This window comes from Erysipelothrix inopinata, assembly GCF_014396165.1.
GTDB classification, from domain to species: domain Bacteria; phylum Bacillota_I; class Bacilli_A; order Erysipelotrichales; family Erysipelotrichaceae; genus Erysipelothrix; species Erysipelothrix inopinata.
Genome location: NZ_CP060715.1, coordinates 1,180,148 through 1,197,658, shown reverse-complemented (window position 1 = coordinate 1,197,658; position 17,511 = coordinate 1,180,148). Strand labels below are relative to the sequence as shown.

14 protein-coding genes are annotated in these 17,511 nt (G+C 35.2%); 5 read left to right on the top strand and 9 right to left on the bottom strand.

The window, feature by feature from the left end; genetic code table 11:
* The first annotated feature begins 275 nt into the window (after positions 1-275).
* Positions 276-1,541, top strand: coding sequence for a dicarboxylate/amino acid:cation symporter (locus tag H9L01_RS05735; protein WP_187533027.1), 1,266 nt, complete (start codon positions 276-278; stop codon positions 1,539-1,541).
* Positions 1,542-1,599: 58 nt separating this feature from the next.
* Here H9L01_RS05735 and H9L01_RS05730 read toward each other — a convergent pair whose 3' ends face one another.
* The 6 genes from H9L01_RS05730 to ahpC all read right to left on the bottom strand — a co-directional run bounded on the left by H9L01_RS05730 (position 1,600) and on the right by ahpC (position 8,502).
* Positions 1,600-2,568, bottom strand: coding sequence for a nucleoid-associated protein (locus tag H9L01_RS05730; RefSeq protein WP_187533026.1), 969 nt, complete (start codon positions 2,566-2,568; stop codon positions 1,600-1,602).
* Positions 2,569-2,576: 8 nt separating this feature from the next.
* Positions 2,577-3,428, bottom strand: a complete 852-nt coding sequence (locus H9L01_RS05725) for a hypothetical protein (protein ID WP_187533025.1) — start codon at positions 3,426-3,428, stop codon at positions 2,577-2,579.
* 101 nt (positions 3,429-3,529) lie between these two features.
* Positions 3,530-4,807 (bottom strand): adenylosuccinate synthase, encoded by a 1,278-nt coding sequence (locus H9L01_RS05720; protein WP_187533024.1) that lies wholly within the window; start codon positions 4,805-4,807, stop codon positions 3,530-3,532.
* A gap of 11 nt (positions 4,808-4,818) precedes the next feature.
* Complete coding sequence (purB, locus tag H9L01_RS05715; RefSeq protein WP_187533023.1) at positions 4,819-6,249, bottom strand: adenylosuccinate lyase; 1,431 nt, start codon at positions 6,247-6,249, stop codon at positions 4,819-4,821.
* A gap of 154 nt (positions 6,250-6,403) precedes the next feature.
* A complete protein-coding gene (gene ahpF, locus H9L01_RS05710) occupies positions 6,404-7,927 on the bottom strand; it encodes an alkyl hydroperoxide reductase subunit F (RefSeq protein ID WP_187533022.1) in 1,524 nt (507 codons plus the stop codon).
* 11 nt (positions 7,928-7,938) lie between these two features.
* On the bottom strand, positions 7,939-8,502 hold the full coding sequence (ahpC, locus tag H9L01_RS05705; protein WP_187533021.1) for an alkyl hydroperoxide reductase subunit C: 564 nt from the start codon (positions 8,500-8,502) through the stop codon (positions 7,939-7,941).
* A 160-nt stretch (positions 8,503-8,662) separates the two neighbouring features.
* Between ahpC and H9L01_RS05700 the strand changes: the two genes are divergently transcribed.
* On the top strand, positions 8,663-9,271 hold the full coding sequence (locus H9L01_RS05700; RefSeq protein ID WP_187533020.1) for a 4'-phosphopantetheinyl transferase family protein: 609 nt from the start codon (positions 8,663-8,665) through the stop codon (positions 9,269-9,271).
* On the opposite strand, the gene H9L01_RS05695 is transcribed toward H9L01_RS05700, so the two are convergent.
* A complete protein-coding gene (locus H9L01_RS05695; RefSeq protein WP_246448932.1) occupies positions 9,194-9,727 on the bottom strand; it encodes a dihydrofolate reductase family protein in 534 nt (177 codons plus the stop codon). The two genes, H9L01_RS05700 and H9L01_RS05695, sit on opposite strands and share 78 nt — an antisense overlap.
* 92 nt (positions 9,728-9,819) lie before the next feature.
* Between H9L01_RS05695 and H9L01_RS05690 the strand changes: the two genes are divergently transcribed.
* Together H9L01_RS05690 and H9L01_RS05685 are read left to right on the top strand one after the other, a co-directional pair.
* Complete coding sequence (locus tag H9L01_RS05690) at positions 9,820-10,002, top strand: TetR family transcriptional regulator (RefSeq protein WP_187533019.1); 183 nt, start codon at positions 9,820-9,822, stop codon at positions 10,000-10,002.
* A gap of 30 nt (positions 10,003-10,032) precedes the next feature.
* On the top strand, positions 10,033-10,362 hold the full coding sequence (locus H9L01_RS05685) for a hypothetical protein (RefSeq protein ID WP_187533018.1): 330 nt from the start codon (positions 10,033-10,035) through the stop codon (positions 10,360-10,362).
* On the opposite strand, the gene H9L01_RS05680 is transcribed toward H9L01_RS05685, so the two are convergent.
* On the bottom strand, positions 10,335-10,982 hold the full coding sequence (locus H9L01_RS05680) for an ATP-binding cassette domain-containing protein (protein WP_187533017.1): 648 nt from the start codon (positions 10,980-10,982) through the stop codon (positions 10,335-10,337). The genes H9L01_RS05685 and H9L01_RS05680 overlap by 28 nt on opposite strands.
* The gene (locus H9L01_RS05675) at positions 10,979-13,105 is read right to left on the bottom strand and encodes a hypothetical protein (protein WP_187533016.1); all 2,127 of its coding nucleotides are present in this window, start codon (positions 13,103-13,105) and stop codon (positions 10,979-10,981) included. The genes H9L01_RS05680 and H9L01_RS05675 overlap by 4 nt, the downstream gene beginning before the upstream one ends.
* A gap of 550 nt (positions 13,106-13,655) precedes the next feature.
* Between H9L01_RS05675 and H9L01_RS05670 the strand changes: the two genes are divergently transcribed.
* A complete protein-coding gene (locus H9L01_RS05670) occupies positions 13,656-17,504 on the top strand; it encodes an LPXTG cell wall anchor domain-containing protein (protein WP_187533015.1) in 3,849 nt (1,282 codons plus the stop codon).
* Positions 17,505-17,511 lie beyond the last annotated feature (7 nt).

Genomic DNA, 17,511 nt, shown 5'->3' with positions numbered 1-17,511 from the left:
ATACCTAAACAGGATACGAGTATGAATGGTCTTGAAGTTATTACACTTGACAAGTTTCTCACCAAGAATTATTATAGGTACATAAACATGTTAAACATATATGTTAAATATGTTTAGGAGGGTCATATGAATTATTTCGTGAAATGTTGCAAACTTGAAAGTCAATCCGTACAGTTTCTGTACTTTTAAGCATGCATCACGATCGAAACATAGATTATTAATGGTTCAGAGTGCTGTCAGGCACTCTTTTTTTATCTTTAGGAGGATGTTTATCAATGGAACTTTATTACCCTTGGCTCGCTCTTGTAGCCACTCTCGTTGTCTTTGCTTTTTTGTTTAAGCTTCAAAAGAAACATGTCAATTTTGGTTATCGTACCATTATTGCTTTAGTTCTTGGGCTTATTCTTGGTTTTGTATTCCAGGGTTCAACTCAATATGTCACAGTTTTTGGGCGAATTTTTACACGTCTCATTTCTTCAATTGTTGCCCCTTTATTATTTTTCAGCATTATCGCAAGTGTTGCTTCTTTAAAAAATATTGATCGTTTAAAAAGTCTCGGATTACGTACGGTATTCTGGCTCTTATTAAATACTGCAATTGCAGCAACGATTACTGTATTATTTACAACATGGATTAAGCTCGGTTCAGGATTTCAAATTACGTTACCTACCGATTACATCCCTAAGGAAGTGCCAACTTTTATTGACACAATAATTTCCTTTTTCCCAAGTAACATTATTGCTCATGCAGCAAGCAATCAAGTTATTCCAATTATTATTTTCGCTACTATAGTGGGTGTTTCTTTGATTAAGATCAATACTCGCAAACCGGAAGATGCGAAACCGATTATTGATTTCTTTAATGCGATGAACAAATTGACGAATGAAGTTGTTAAGTTTGTCATTCGTTTAACACCTTATGCTGTTGTATCATTTATTGCTTCAGTTCCTACTCGTGATGGTGGTAAGGATTTACAATCATTTGTAATCATAATTTTAGTAGGTTACTTACTAAGTTTCTTCCAAGCATTCGTAGTGAATGGCGTACTCATTAAGTTCTTTTCTAAAACAAGTGTCAAAGACTTCTTTAAGGGAATATGGCCTGCACAAGTAGTTGCTTTCACATCACAAAGTAGTATTGGTTCTGTGCCTGTTGTCGTAGAACAACTTACTGAGAAATTAGATGTTGATGAAGATATAGCATCGTTCGTTTCAGGACTGGGTGCTAATATGGGGATGGCTGCATGTACTGGAATTTGGCCAGTAATGCTTGCAGTCTTTAGCATCAATGCCCTTAACATTCCTTTTACACCTATGCAATATGCATTACTTATTGTTTATTCAGTTGTTGTGTCATTTGGTACAGCAGGTGTACCCGGAACTGCGACAATCGCAGCAACTGCCGTATTAACAGCTGCAGGGCTACCACTTGAAATAATCTTTGTACTTGCTCCAATTTCTAGTTTAGTAGATATGGCACGTACGATGGCAAACGTTACAGGTTCAGCAACAACCTCTGTGATTGTTGCCTCAAAATCATAAAAAAAGTTAAAAGCTTCGCTCTTAACTTACAGTAAGCACTTCCTCGGAGGTGCTTTTATTATTCAATTATTTTTCCAATATTCTTGAGTTCAATTGAGACTCGACCACTTTCATCAGTTTTGATATCAAGTACATCATTCACATCTAAAACATCAATCGGCAAGATAATTTCAATCCCTGATTCTGTCTTAATGCGTTGCTTCTTAGCAAGTGATGTTCGATTGAGTTCTTTCAAATTGATAGGATTCTCAACCCGTTCATATTCAAGTGTAGTTTCAATCATTGTAGCTTCATGCTCTTCAAAATCCCCAAAAACCTCATTTAAGAGTGCATCAGCGCTAATCTCTTCCAGAAGTTCAAGATTATCCTGAATAATTTGTTTTGCCTTCATACTGTTCTTAACAGTTTCTTCATCGCGAACTTCAGACAAATATCCGACTAAAGAATCGACAACTTTATACGAATCTTTGTTATTCGCGACAAGATCACACCCAACAAGTTCTTGAATAATTTCTTTATAGTCTCGATTACCTCTAACACATACTTCGCCTGTACTTAAATTCAACATCCATGCTGCTTTCACACTCGCAAAAGATTCAGGTAAAATGGCATGATTATAAATTACTTTATTTTCAAGATTAGGATTATTTTCTGTAATTTTCAAATAGCCGCTTTTACTTTCAATTTCAAAAAGAGCTAACCAAATAACATCTTCAATTTCAACTTGAACAATTAAACAGTTTAGAGAAGGATATTCCATTCTACTGGTATACGTGGAAAACCATGATTGCGCAATTTTCTGAGACGTTTCTACAAAGTTCAAAGGTGCATTAATCAAAGTTTGGTAAATGCTATTTTCAGTCAGTTTTCCATGTGTTGATGTTGTACTTTTCAGTAAACCTTTTACAAACTTTTCTGAGTAAGCCTCAACTTCTGGTGTTTTAACTAAATTAATTTGCGATTCTGATAACATTAACACTCGTAACGATTCATCCAACGAGTGAATGATTACTTTTTCAATATTCATACAATCTCCTAAGCATCCACAACTTCATAACGACTCATAACTGAACTGATGATAACTAATACTAATCCAATTCCACCATAAATGTATCCATAATTTTTAAGCATTGCATATGGAATTTGAGATGCATCGATTTCAAATGGAATTCTGACAAGTGAGCTCTCAACAAAAGAAGGCATAATGAGTGATAATCCAAAACATGTTATCCCACTTATGACGAGTGCTGTACCGATATAACCAATTCCAAATCTGTTTTTAATATTAATTAGAATTATTAACACAAGACTCGCAGCTATTGTTGCTGCAGCAATCATTGGATAAGACTCTGAATTCACAATTAATTCATTCACAGTATCCAAAGCTTCCATTTGTCCAGGGGATAGTTTCTTTTGTGTGTATTCCACAACATCTTTATAGTGCTTTTCAAAATCTATTTTAGTTCTCATTTCAGTAATAACTTGTGACTTAACTTCTTCGGGAACATTGTTTCCCATAGAAGCTTTAATTTCCGTTTCATTGTCCGAAATAAATTGGTCAACTTCTGCGTTTATATCCATGGTAGCACCATTTTTAGAAGCGACATCTTTTAGAAAACTCTGTGAATACTTGTTAATCATGGCATCTACTTGGTCACTTTTACCAACAGATTCAATGACTTTCGAAAACTCTTCTTGATGTTCAACTGGAACAAGGTATTCCACCTGACTGATTGATTCCGTAATTTCACTCTCTATTTGCGACTTCAACGAAACCATCATTGTATCGACTGAATCAAGTGATTTCACACCAAATTTAGACCCTGCGTACCCAACACATGCAAGGATTAAAATTACTTCCAATATAATTGTTATAAGTTTTTTCATTTTGCTTCACCCTGTTTTCAATTATACCACGAAATAAAAATGATTATCTTGAATGCAATGACTTCACACAAAAAAGCAAAAGCCACAATTTGTGGCTTTAATTATTTTAATATTATATCTGATCGAGATGGACCATTCGATACATAATCTATCGACACTCCCAATTCTTTTTCTGCAAAGAGAATGTAGTTTTGTGCATTAGTTGGTAGATCTTCGAATTTTCGGATACCACGAATATCTTCCTTCCAACCTGGCAATACTTTCCAAACAGGTTTACAACGTTTAAGAAGTGTCGTCGATGGAAAATGACTAATCTCTTTACCATCAAGTTCGTATGCAACACAGACTGGAATTTCATCCAAGTAACTGAGTGCATCCACAACTGTAAAGGCAACGGATGTGGCACCTTGGAGTTGACAGCCATAACGAGATGCTACAAGATCCAACCATCCCATGCGTCTTGGTCGTCCCGTTGTTGCTCCATATTCGCCACCATCACCGCCATTGCGACGTAATGCATCAGCCTCCTCACCGAATATCTCACTTACAAACTCTCCTGCTCCAACCGCAGAAGAATATGCTTTTACCACAGTGATGACTTCTTTAATTTCGTAAGGAGGAATCCCAGCGCCTACGCTTCCAAATCCTGCAAGTGTTGATGAGGATGTAACCATAGGGTAGATACCATGATCAGGATCTTTCAATGATCCCAATTGTCCCTCCAACAAGATTTCTTTATAGTCTTGAATTGCATGGTATAAGTAGTCAAACGTATCTGCAACATACGGAGCTAAAGCCTCCTTATATTCCATTAATTTCTTGAATATTTCTTCAGCATCAAGTGGTTCAACATGATAGAGATTTGTATACAATACATTCTTAATTGCGAGAACTTTTTCTATTTTATTACGAAGTACTGATTCCTCATCAAATAATTCACTGACTTGAAACCCAAGTTTTGCATACTTATCTGAATAGAAAGGTGCAATCCCTGATTTCGTTGATCCAAACGCTTGATCTGAAAGTCGGTCTTCTTCCAGTCGGTCTAATTCCTTGTGGTATGGCATTACAATTTGGCATCGATCCGATACCATTAATTTAGGTTTAGGAACACCTCGATCGATCAGTGTTTCAAGCTCCGAAGTAAAGTTTTCCACACTCAATGCCACGCCATTGCCAATAACATTGGTAATGTTTTGATGAAAGACTCCCGATGGCAACTGGTGCAGTGCAAACTTTCCATACTCATTAATGATTGTATGTCCAGCATTACTTCCGCCTTGGTAACGAATTACAATGTCACATTGATCTGCAAGCATATCTGTGATTTTCCCTTTACCTTCATCACCCCAACAAGCTCCTACAATTGCTTTTGCCATAAATATTCTCCTTATAATTTAATCGTTTCTATGGTTGTTTCAGAATTACATTTATTAATTTTAGGTTTTACTACATTCTCGATATACTCATGAGTCTGTTCTGGTGCTCTTCCCACATAAAGTTTTGGATCACTGAGCGCATCAAGTTGGTCTTTTGTAAGATTAAACTTTGGATCCGATGCGATTCGTTCTAACAAATCATTCTCTTTTCCTTCTTCTTTCACAACTCGACCCGCTTCCATCGAAAGGCGTCTTATCTCTTCGTGTAAATCTTGACGATTACCTCCAGCCTTAACCGCATCCATAAGGATGTTTTCAGTCATCATAAAAGGTAATTCTTCGTTAAGATGTTTCTCTATTATTTTAGGATAAACAACCAATCCGTCAGCGATATCTGCATAAAGATTCAAAACACCATCAATCGCTAAAAAAGCCTCAGGGATACTAATACGTTTGTTTGCTGAATCATCTAATGTTCTTTCAAACCATTGTGTTGAGGCTGTAATGACCGGATTATGTGCATCCACCATCACATACCGCGCAAGAGATGCCATTCTTTCACTTCTCATTGGGTTTCGCTTGTATGCCATGGCTGAAGATCCTATTTGCGATTTAGCAAAGGGTTCCTCAACTTCTTTCAAATGTTGTAGTAATCTAATATCGTTTGAAAATTTTGTAGCGGATTGGGCAATTCCACTCAGTACTGATAAGATTTGACTGTCTACTTTACGTGAATAAGTCTGACCCGAAACATCAAATACGGTTTCGTATCCCATTTTTTTCGCAATCATCAAATCACACGCCTTAACCTTTTCGTGATTTCCATCAAAAAGTTCTAAAAAACTAGCTTGCGTTCCGGTAGTACCCTTAGATCCTAGCAATTTCTTTTTACTTAATAAATACTCAACATCTTCAAGATCCATCATCAAATCTTGAATCCAAAGTGTACAACGTTTACCAACTGTCGTAGGTTGTGCCGCTTGAAAATGAGTGAAGGCTAATGTCGGTTGATCAGCCTGTTCAAGAGCGAATTGCGATAGAATTCGTATAACTTGGATCATCTTTTTATGCACGAGCTCCAATCCTTCAACCATAACGATGAGATCAGTATTATCGCCAACAAAACAAGATGTTGCACCTAAATGAATAATGGGTGCGGCAAGGGGACATTGAACACCATATGCATAGACATGACTCATAACATCATGACGAACTTCCCTTTCTCTTGCTTGAGCAACTTCTAAATTTAAATCATCTTTGAATCGAATTAATTCCTCGATTTGCTCCGAAGTAATTTTTAACCCGAGTTCCTTCTCAGATTCAGCAAGTGCAATCCATAGTTTTCGCCATGTTTTAAATTTCTTATCTTCCGAAAAAAGATACTTCATTTGATCACCAGAATAGCGTTTTGAAAGTGGTGAATCGTATATTTTATGTGACATAAACCCTCCTAAAGAATAGAAAAAGGGGTAATGTGTCAATACCCCTTAGTTAAGAATCATATGATGCTTTCAGACATTTTCAGTAAAATACTTTTTTATTTTATTTTATCTGGTTTTCGATGTCAATTAATTGAAAACATTTTTTTAGTTTTTTTTAATCTCGGATTAAATAATCAAATGCTCCAAGTGCAGCGGTTGCACCTGAACCCATTGAAATAATGATTTGCTTGTAGGCACTGTCAGTACAATCTCCTGCAGCATACAATCCTGGTAGACTTGTTGAACCTTTCGAATCAACGACAATTTCACCGATTCGTGTTTTCTCAACCATATCTCCCAACCATTCCGTATTAGGCATGAGACCGATTTGGACGAAGACACCCTCAAGTTCAACTTTCTCTTCAACACCTGTTTCACGAGATTTGTAGGACAACGCGTTGACGTTGGAATCTCCATGAATTTCAGTTGTTTGTGCATTGGTTACCACAGTCACATTTTTAAGTGAGTGGAGACGTTTTTGAAGTACTTCATCTGCTTTAAGTTCTGGCATAAATTCCAAAACCGTAACATGCTTTGTAATTCCAGCAAGATCGATAGCAGCTTCAATACCAGAGTTTCCACCACCAATTACTGCAACACGTTTGTTCTCGAAAATAGGACCATCACAGTGTGGACAATAAGCAACACCTTTATTCTTGAATTCTTGTTCCCCAGGTACGTTAACATTACGCCAACGTGCTCCCGTAGCGACAATCACAGTTTTACTTGTAAGAACCGCATCGTTATCTAGTGTAATTTCGAATTGATCCGTTTTGTTTAAGGATTTTACGGTTCTTGATTTGATAATATCGACAGGATATTCATCAAGATGTGCTTCCAGTGAACGAGCAAGTTTAGGACCTTCTGTATAAGGTGTTCCAATAACATTCTCAATTCCCATGGTTTCAAGAACTTGTCCACCCATACGATCCGTAATCATGGCAACACGCAATCCTTTACGAACTGCATAGATTGCGGAGCTTGCTCCTGCAGGACCGCCACCTACCACAACAACATCATATGGTTTTGTAATATCCACATCAATTTCTTGTGCACCCATAATCATTTCAAGCATGTCATCAAGTGAAGTTCTACCGCTAGCAAACTCTTCACCATTCATAAATACAGTTGGAACGGCCATGACAGCGCGATCCTCAATTTCTTGTTTGAACATACCACCATCGATTGTGGTATGCGTAACTTTAGGATTCAAGACCGCCATGATATTGATGGCCTGAACAACGTCAGGACAAATATGACATGATAAACTCATATAGGTTTCGAAATGACATTCACGATCAATCGACTCGATACGTTTACGTACCTTATCATCAATCTTAGGTGCACGTCCGCCAACTTGAAGTAGCGCAAGAACAAATGATTCTAATTCGTGTCCCAGTGGAACAGCTGCGAATACAATTCCAGAATCTTGATTGCCTTGATTAATCATAAAGCTTGGTGTTCGTTCTAGTTTTGTCATTTCTAAACTAATTTTAGGAGAAAGTGTTTTTACTTCCTCAACAAAAGACTTCAATTTTTGTGAAGCGTCACTTTCGTCAAGACTTACTTTAAACGTAACATTATTTTCTAACAATTCAACATAAGCTGTGAGTTGTTTTCTTATTGTTTCATCTAACATGGTTTTGCTCACTAAATTTTTCCTACTAAATCAAGTCCTGGAGTAAGTGTTTCTTCTCCTTCTTTCCATTTAGCTGGACAAACTTCATTTGGATGTTTACGTACGTATTGCGCTGCTTTAACTTTATCAATTAAAGTACTTGCATCACGACCGATACCATCTGAGTTAATTTCCATAGCTTGAACAACACCATCTGGGTCAATGATAAATGTACCACGTTGTGCAAGACCGTTTGCTTCATCTAAAACATCAAAACTGCGAGAAATGAATTGTGATGGATCGCCAATCATGATGTACTCTAATGTATTAATAACATCTGAATGGTCATGCCATGCCTTGTGTACAAAGTGTGTATCTGTTGAAACAGAGTATACTTCAACGCCAAGTTTTTGAAGTGCTGGATACTGTTCTTGTAAGTCTGCAAGTTCAGTTGGGCATACAAATGAGAAATCAGCAGGATAGAAACATACCACTGACCAATGACCTTTTAAGTCTTCGTCTGTAACCTCGATAAATTCTTCATTATGATAAGCATTTGCTTTAAATGCTTCAATAGTTTTTCCAATTAATGACATAATTTCCTCCTCTAACGGTTTTCACCTACTTCTATTTTCGTACAACTTAATGATATTGTCAATGATAATCATTATCATTTTTCTTTGTGTATCCTTTCACATCAATCCAGTGTCCTTCTTTACAGATTCGTGATATTATTATCTAACTAAGGAGACCATTATGAACCTTAATTTATACGACTATGTCTTCTCAACTCAGAACCTATCTGCAGCAGAAAATAATCAATTCCTCGTGAATTCTCTGCAGAATTTTGATCCCGATTTTTCTGCTGAAAAAATAATTCGAGACGAATTTGGAAAACCATATATTATTCATAACCCTTTCTTTTTCTCTTTATCCCACTCAAATGACCTTCTCGTGATTGCGTGCTCATCAAGCCCAATTGGTATTGACTGCGAGTTTCATAAAGAAAGAAAATTTGAAGCAATTAGCAATCGTTATTATGCGGATGAGGAACAAATTTTCGCGAAGAATGATATCGCAAACTTTTATCAAGTTTGGTGTCAAAAAGAGGCACTTCTAAAAACCATAGGTGTTGGTATTCGTATTGACCTCAAATCGTTAAACTCATTTGCACATCAGCAAGATTTAGAATTCAATCATAAACTTTATAGCTTTGCTCCCCTACTGACAGATATTCACCTGATAGATAAGTATACGGTAGTCGTTAATCATACAAAACCCTTAAAATTATTTAAGGGGTTTCTTTTCATAGCTAAGATATACAAGTTGATTTTTACGATAGGTATTTATAAGATTCAGGGTTAGAGATTCATTCATATGTTTAAAGAGTGGAATGCCTTTACCCAGTAACATTGGTGCTATGGCGATAATGTATTCATCAATTTCATTATTCTCGACAAGTGGTTTCACAATACTGCTTCCACCTACAATCCAAATATCAGAATCATTATCTGATTTTATGTCTTTAACTACATCCGATACATTTTTATTTACAAATGTAACACCATCCGCTGGTTTGAAAGTCTGTGATGTCAGTACATATGACTTACTATCTGCATAAGGATAAACATCAGCGAGCTCTTCAGTTATCTGACGGTAAGTCGTGCTTCCCATAATGACGTTTCCAATGGAGTTATAAAACGTCTCGTATGAATCATCCACTTCATCTTGAGGAAAGTGATTCAACCATTCAATTGATCCTGATTCTGTAGCAATATAACCATCCAAACTGATTGCGATAAATAATTTAACTTTTGACATAATGTTTTCTCCTTCTCTGCCTTCTTATTCTATGATAAACTTAAACAAAGTATAAGAGACAAATTTCTTTTTTGTCTCACGAGAGGATCGTTATGACACTATCAACACAAGAAAGAGTTTGGAATGAAACACTGAAAATGTTACTATCAGGTCGCGATTTCGACCAGCTTAACGTTCAAGATATTTGCAATCAGTCTCAAATACACCGTTCAACCTTTTATCGTCTTTTTGACGATAAATACTCATTATTTGAATACGGCATCGATACATTATGACAAGGCTATTTCTCATCACATTCTCCTGAGATGATCATTAAACCCTTTACATTTGCCAATCAGTTCTTTTCGCATAGTAGTGCAAAAAATTTAATTATTTCACAACAAAATAATCCAAACTTTCTCTCGACACTAAAAAAATACACACTCGCAGCTTACGAAGTTTCTCTAAAGCAATTTGTTAATGATGACCGTGACTTTATCACCGCATATCTTGTAAATACGATTGATTTCATTGATACCTGGAATGATGCTTCGATTCAAAAAATGTCAATTGATGCATGTGACAAGAGATATCTAGAACTCGTCATCACGATACTCAATGAATATTGTCATGATACTGTTTCTGTATACTTATGAATCACAATAACTTCATCAGCAATTTCTACCAAATCCTCATCGTGAGTTACAACAACCAGCGTTTTCCCTTGCTCTTGGAGATATTTTAATAAATCAAAAATCACTTGTTTATTTTCTTCATCCAGACTTCCTGTAGGTTCATCACATAAAACTATTTGACAAGGCTTGAGTAACAACCGAGCAATCGCAATACGCTGTTGTTCCCCACCGGAGCATTCAAATATTTTTTTATTTTCAAAACCTTTCAATCCCACTTTTATTAATGCTTCGTTTATGAGTTTACTCTTATTTTTTTCTTTTACATGTTCTAAAGCAATCATAAGATTATACTTCACACTTTTATTATCAATCAGTGCAAAGTTTTGAAAGAGGTATCCAATTTCATTTCTTAATATTTCAGTTGCATCTTTAGAAAAGGGTTTAACATTTTCATGCATATCAATTCTCACGTTTCCCTTATCCGCACGATCAAGTAACCCCATAATATTTAAAATCGTACTTTTACCCGATCCTGAAGGTCCTGTAATTGCTGTGAAGCTTCCTTTCTTAATTGTAAAACTAAGATTGTGCAACACTTCAGTGTCACCGAATGCTTTATATACATTTTTAAACTCAATCATGATTGGTCTCCCTTCAATACGACAACAGACTTTCTTTCAAATTTTCTGAGTTGAAAATATATCAATAGTAAATCAAATATTAGAATTACTATGAAATATAAACTTATTAATCCTACACTTGTTAACATCATGCCACCGACCTCTTTTAATAAGATGAATACCGTAAACACCGATGACATAAAAATACTAATAATTTGATGCATATATATTGGAGTATAACGCTTTGCTCGGGATACTCCATGTAGATATTGAATCGTTAGATGCTTCCCATAACTATTTAAGTAAAGTCCAATAAGTAACTTAGAATATACAAAAACAAGTAAAAATATAACCATCACCTTCATCGTCAACTCAAATAAAGTTCGTGTGAGAACTTTTTGAGAGCTCGACTGTAATGTTTGTAATTTTAAAATCTCAGGGTTTGTTATATTCTGACTTACTTGTTCAAAAAATTGATTTGCACCTACTGCATTTCCGTTTGTAGTATATAGTGACATAAAATTAATCATATTCAAGTCATCACTACTCGGATTGAGTACAAGACGATAGGATGGATTTTTCAAGACTCCCCAGGTATAAAATGGTGTCGTAATATCAGGTGTTTTATCCAAACGGATTGCATCTTGAGAAAGAAACGGACTCTCATCCTGTAATGTTGTGATTTCCACGCTGTCTTTACCGAACATAACATCTTGGATCTCAGGGAAAAGAAGCTTAAATGCTACAGTATTAATTTCTACCGGAACTGAAAAGCTAGAATTCTCAAAATTTCTCATAATATCTGTAAAATTAATGTATGCAATATCGTTCTCATTTGCCAGATGAAATAACTCTTGGTTCATTCTGAGCTCATCGTCTCCATTGAACTCATATCCATAATTGACCGAGGAAATAACCTGATCAAAATAATTTGTCATTTGATTCAGTTCATGCTGGTATGTATATCGTTTCATCACATGTTCAGCATGCGTAACTAAAGGAATACTTAGCATCACAATAACGATTACCTTAAGAATGACATTACCGAAGTAGATAATAGGGATCCGAGTCTCTCTTTTTAAATAGTGTCCTTTATTCGTTATGCGCTGAATGCACGCCAACGCAAATACAAGAATTGCAATGAGTGCTGAGAAAATTAAGCTTACTTTTAATAATGTATGTAGGAGACTTTTGAGTAAAACAAAAGGTCCTTCATAACAAATAATAAAAAGTAAAATAAGCGTTAATACAAAGAGAAATAATGTTTGAAGAATTAATGGTAGTAGAAGTCTTAAGAAAATAATCCATTCACTATTTCCATGCATCTTTCGAATTATAATCTCTTTTTTATTTTGGATTTCTTGATAGATAATAATCGTAATTAATGAAATACAGGATACTAACATGATTAAAAGCGGGTATCCGACATTTAGATCAAACAATTTCCACTCAAAATTTCTAATATCTACTGGCATTCGTGTATGAACATTTAATCCACAAATTTGTTCAGAGTTCTGATTCTCCTCACAGGTAAAATACTGATTGAAGTACTCCGTTCGTAATGTATCTTGAAATTTTGATGTTTCTTCATTAGGTACAAAGAAATTGAGATTCACAATAAAATTTGCTTTATCTCCGACTAATTCATTCAAATCATGGAGTGATTTATGTTCCAACTTATTCATCACACCGTCGTAGCGAATTTCTCTATCAAAACGAAATGGTTGAATGATTTGCACCCGATTTTCATCATAGTTTGTAATGATTGAACCCAAATTATGATTATTTGGAGAGTTTTGAGGAACAATTCCTTTTATATAAAGATGCGAATATGCACTATCTTTTGATTTTACGTAAAGTCTGTCAACTGCTTCTTCATAACCTGTTGCTTCACCAACACTCAACACAGATACATCATAGGGTGTAACTTCAAGATAGTTTATCAATGTATCCACAAAAACTTCTTGCGACCCTTTGAACGTCTCTGTGGAAACCGATAGGGATATGACTCTCAGATCATCTTCCTTGTCTTGAGTTGCGAAGTCATAACTACTGAGATGGTATTGTTGATTGAACGTACTCGAAATCATTTGAAATATGAGCACCGCGATAATGATTGTTAATGCACTATTTATCTTTTTCATTCTTATCCCCCAAAAATACTTTATTCATAATTATTTCAACATGACACACAATTCCTATTTAATAAATATGCACAATTTCTACATTTCCCTCAGTCTAATTCACAATCGAACCAAGTTCACAATATATATTTCTATCAGGCACTTCCTTTGTTTCAGCAATTTTACTTACGTATAATGAATGTTAAAGACGTTTGAGATAACAGTAGAGATCATGATAATCACTTTTATGCATCGTTCATTATCCGGTAAAAGCTACTCTTTACAAGGTTTTACTTAGTATTGCACTTTTGCTTGCTTGATGCATATTCTTAATATCGCAATTATACACAGTCTCATTTACATCAAGAGGGGAAAATCATAACTGGTTCTTTTTTTTACACGAAAGTATGCATTTTTGTCACTTGCTTGTGAATAACAAGGTAATTTTATAGAGCATCTGCGATATTTTTCATAAAAAGACAGCTTCACTTAGATTTCACTATTGTTTCACCGTTTAATAATGTTTGTAAGTTTTAACGAACTACAATGGAACTAAAGGAAGGTGTAAGAAATGAAATGGTTTAAAAAATTATTTATATTATTGGTGGCTTCACTACTTTCTTTAAGTACACTAAGCCCATTACCTACTTTTGCACAAGAAACTCCACAAGATGCTGGATCTTTCTATGATGATGTGCCCCAGGCACGAAATACCCTCCTAGGCGCCGCACAATATTTCCATATATTTGCTGAAATTGCGAATGTAGGTAGTCATACCAATGGAAACGTTGCTGTTAAAGAATTACGTGGCCAAGCTGATATCGGAACTAAAGGCTATAATAAAATGGAATACCATTATATTCAGAATTTTAGCTTTTTAAACTCTGGCTCATTCCCAACGCGCACTAATACTAAAGCTGTATTTGGAAAAAATGTGAATATTAATCTTGATAACGCAAACAGGCCTATCATCAATGGTAATGCACTTGATCGAGTTACTTCAAATGAGGTATACCAAGATAAGGGTAGTAACGAGTATATTAACTTTGATCAAGAATTCAACAAGCTAGAAAATTCCAGCTCTGCAATAATGACAAGTCCTATTGATGCGACTTTCAGTCATTCTGATTTTCCTGATCAAAACAGACGTGTCATCGATATCTCAAAATATGAGGGACCGATTGTTCATATCCATCTAAATGCTGATGTATTAAAACACAATACGCCTCTATACATAAAAAATCTAAAAACACTCAATGATAGTGATTATAAATTTGTTTATATTTCAGTTGATACTAACTCAAGCACTTCTTACAATGTTCTATCTCCTGTTAAGTTAGAGTATGAAAACGGAAGTAACCGTGAACCTCATGAAGCCACAAATTTTGATGACGGTTCGATCTTATGGACTTTTGGAAATGGAACGCGACCTTTCACGGGAAATATTAATCTTAATGAAATATGGCAAGGTACAATTCTAGCACCTCGAGCATCCGTGAATTCCGGTAAAAATATCGATGGTTCAATTATCGTAAGAGAATTTACAGGTCAAGGGGAAACTCATCGATGGGATCCTCAAAATAAGTTCGGTGGTGTTAAGTTAATTAAAACAGATGACAATGATTCATCACACTTCTTACAGGGTGCAGAATTCTCGCTCTATAATTCAAAGAATCAGTTGATTCAGTCTGGACTAAAAACTAATAGCGATGGTGTACTTTTAGTTACGAATCTTGATTTAGGTGATTATTACTTTATTGAAACTAAAGCTCCTGAAGGCTATGAACTTTCTAATGAGAAGCATCATTTTACAATTAAGAGTGACACAGTCCTCGCTACTGTCTCTTTATCCGTTGAGAATACAAAGGAAGAAGTTCCTGAGAAACCTAAAGGATCTGTTGAACTTACGAAATCTGATGATAAAGATGCTTCTAAACGATTAATGGGTGCTGTTTTTGCTCTTTATGACAACAATGATACGCTTCTCCAAGATAAATTAACTACTGATGAACACGGAAAATTGGTAATTGCCGATTTAGAATGGGGCAGTTACTATCTCAAGGAAACTCAAGCTCCTGTTGGATATGAGCTCTCTGATAAGAAATATGAGTTTACGATTGATAAAGATACTTCTATTTCTCCCATTTTAATTGAAGCAAAAAACACAAAAACTGAAGAACCAGAGCAACCCAAAGGTTCTGTTGAACTTACGAAATCTGATGATAAAGATGCTTCTAAACTATTAATGGGTGCTGTCTTTGCTCTTTATGACAACAATGATACGCTTCTCCAAGATAATTTAACTACTGATGAAAACGGAAAATTAGTAATTGCAGATTTAGAATGGGGCAGTTACTATCTCAAGGAAACTCAAGCTCCTGTTGGATATGAACTCTCTGATAAGAAATATGAGTTTACTATCGATAAAGATACAGTTGTTTCTCCCATTATAGTCGATGCTAAGAACACAAAGACTGAAGAACCTGAACCTAAAGGTTCTGTGAATCTCATTAAACATGATTCACTCGACGAATCTAAATATCTCAGTGGGGCTGAATTTGCATTATACGACTCAAATAACATTGAAATTCTAAAGAATATTAAAACGAATGTGTTGGGTAGGATCACTCTTGATAATCTCAAGCTCGGTGATTATTACCTTATTGAAACAAAAGCTCCCGCTGGCTACGAATTATCAACAAAACGCTATGATTTTAAAATTGATGTTTCAAGTGTTGTGATTCCTCTTGAATTAAAGGTATCCAATACGAAAACTGAAGAACCAGAACAACCCAAAGGTTCTGTTGAACTTACGAAATCTGATGAGAATGATGCTTCTAAGCGACTGAAAGATGCTGTCTTTGCTCTTTATGATAATAATGATAATCTACTCCAAGATAGTTTAACTACTGATGAAAATGGAAAATTAATAATCACTGATTTAGAATTTGGCAGTTATTATCTCAAGGAAACTCAAGCTCCTGAAGGATATGATTTATCAGACTACAAATATGTATTCACAATTGATGAAAGTACGGTTTTCACCCCTATCCTCGTTGATGCTAAGAACACTAAAACTGAGGAACCTCAGCCGCGAGTAGGTTCAGTAATTCTCACAAAATCTGATGCAGGAGATGTCACCAAATATCTTGCGAATGCTGGATTTGCACTTTATAAAGAAAATGGCGAGATAATTTCATCTGAATATATTACAAATAATAATGGTAAACTTCGAATTGATAACTTAGAGTTTGGAAACTATTTCCTTAAAGAAATTAAAGCTCCAGACGGATATGAACTTTCCAGCCTTAAAATTCCATTTACAATTGACGAAAGTGTCGTAGAAAAAGTCCTAAATATATCATTCACCAATAAAAAAATTGTTCCTGAAAAACCGAAGGGTTCAGTAGAATTAATTAAAATTGATGCTAAGGATCCTACACATTTCCTTGAGGACACAATATTTGCACTTTATGATGAATCTGGTACTTTAGTATCTGAAAACCTACATACTAACGAGCAAGGAAAACTGACAATCTCAAATCTTGATTTTGGTAATTACTACTTTATTGAGACAGCCGCTCCACAAGGATACGAACTATCCAATAATAAATTCAATTTTACAGTCAATGAAAAGAGTGTTACCATTCCAACTCAAATAACAGTTGAAAATACTAAAGTAGATATTCCTAGCAATCCTTCCGGTTCAGTGAAAATCATTAAAACCGACAAAGAAGATACTACCCAATTCCTTAAGGATGCACAATTCTCACTATATGATGAGCAAGGCACATTAATTAAGTCAGAACTGAACACAGATGATAAAGGGGAGCTAATTGTTAATAATCTTCCCTACGGAAATTACTACTTCGTTGAGACACGGGCACCTGAGGGATACCAACTTTCCAATTTGAAATATCAATTTACAATTTCCAATTTAAATACAGAACTAAATTTGATATTAAATATTACAAATGAAAAGGTAGAGGAGCCTGTAAAACAACTAGGAAGTATTCGAATTACCAAGAGTGATAAAGATGCTCAAAGTGTTCGTCTTGCGAATACAGGATTCTCAATTTATCTGAGCGATGGAACTCTTGTCCGTGAAGATTTATTTACCAACAAAGATGGTTACATTGATGTTACAGGACTCGAATTTGGTAATTACTACTTTATAGAAACTAAAGCACCTATTGGATATTCAATCAATCCTGAGAAGATAGCCTTCTCAATTTCAGAAGAGAACAGCTCAACACATCAAGTGTTCAACTTCTACGATGAAAAAATAGTTGAAGAAAAACCTACTAAGCCTTTACCAAATACAGGAGTGCAAACGAATCATTTATCACTAATTATCGGATTTATCTTAGTCACTATCCCAACCTGTGGATGGTTTATAGCCAAAAGAAGTAAGCAATAACAAACAT

Bases quoted from the DNA above. Each gene is read 5' to 3' on its own strand.
- H9L01_RS05720 (WP_187533024.1), bottom strand. From the start codon at position 4,807: ATGGCAAAAGCAATTGTAGGAGCTTGTTGGGGTGATGAAGGTAAAGGG.
- H9L01_RS05670 (WP_187533015.1), top strand. From the start codon at position 13,656: ATGAAATGGTTTAAAAAATTATTTATATTATTGGTGGCTTCACTACTT.
- H9L01_RS05725 (WP_187533025.1), bottom strand. From the start codon at position 3,428: ATGAAAAAACTTATAACAATTATATTGGAAGTAATTTTAATCCTTGCA.
- H9L01_RS05680 (WP_187533017.1), bottom strand. From the start codon at position 10,982: ATGATTGAGTTTAAAAATGTATATAAAGCATTCGGTGACACTGAAGTG.
- H9L01_RS05685 (WP_187533018.1), top strand. From the start codon at position 10,033: ATGATCATTAAACCCTTTACATTTGCCAATCAGTTCTTTTCGCATAGT.
- H9L01_RS05730 (WP_187533026.1), bottom strand. From the start codon at position 2,568: ATGAATATTGAAAAAGTAATCATTCACTCGTTGGATGAATCGTTACGA.
- ahpC (WP_187533021.1), bottom strand. From the start codon at position 8,502: ATGTCATTAATTGGAAAAACTATTGAAGCATTTAAAGCAAATGCTTAT.
- H9L01_RS05695 (WP_246448932.1), bottom strand. From the start codon at position 9,727: ATGTCAAAAGTTAAATTATTTATCGCAATCAGTTTGGATGGTTATATT.
- H9L01_RS05675 (WP_187533016.1), bottom strand. From the start codon at position 13,105: ATGAAAAAGATAAATAGTGCATTAACAATCATTATCGCGGTGCTCATA.
- H9L01_RS05700 (WP_187533020.1), top strand. From the start codon at position 8,663: ATGAACCTTAATTTATACGACTATGTCTTCTCAACTCAGAACCTATCT.
- H9L01_RS05735 (WP_187533027.1), top strand. From the start codon at position 276: ATGGAACTTTATTACCCTTGGCTCGCTCTTGTAGCCACTCTCGTTGTC.
- purB (WP_187533023.1), bottom strand. From the start codon at position 6,249: ATGTCACATAAAATATACGATTCACCACTTTCAAAACGCTATTCTGGT.
- H9L01_RS05690 (WP_187533019.1), top strand. From the start codon at position 9,820: ATGACACTATCAACACAAGAAAGAGTTTGGAATGAAACACTGAAAATG.
- ahpF (WP_187533022.1), bottom strand. From the start codon at position 7,927: ATGTTAGATGAAACAATAAGAAAACAACTCACAGCTTATGTTGAATTG.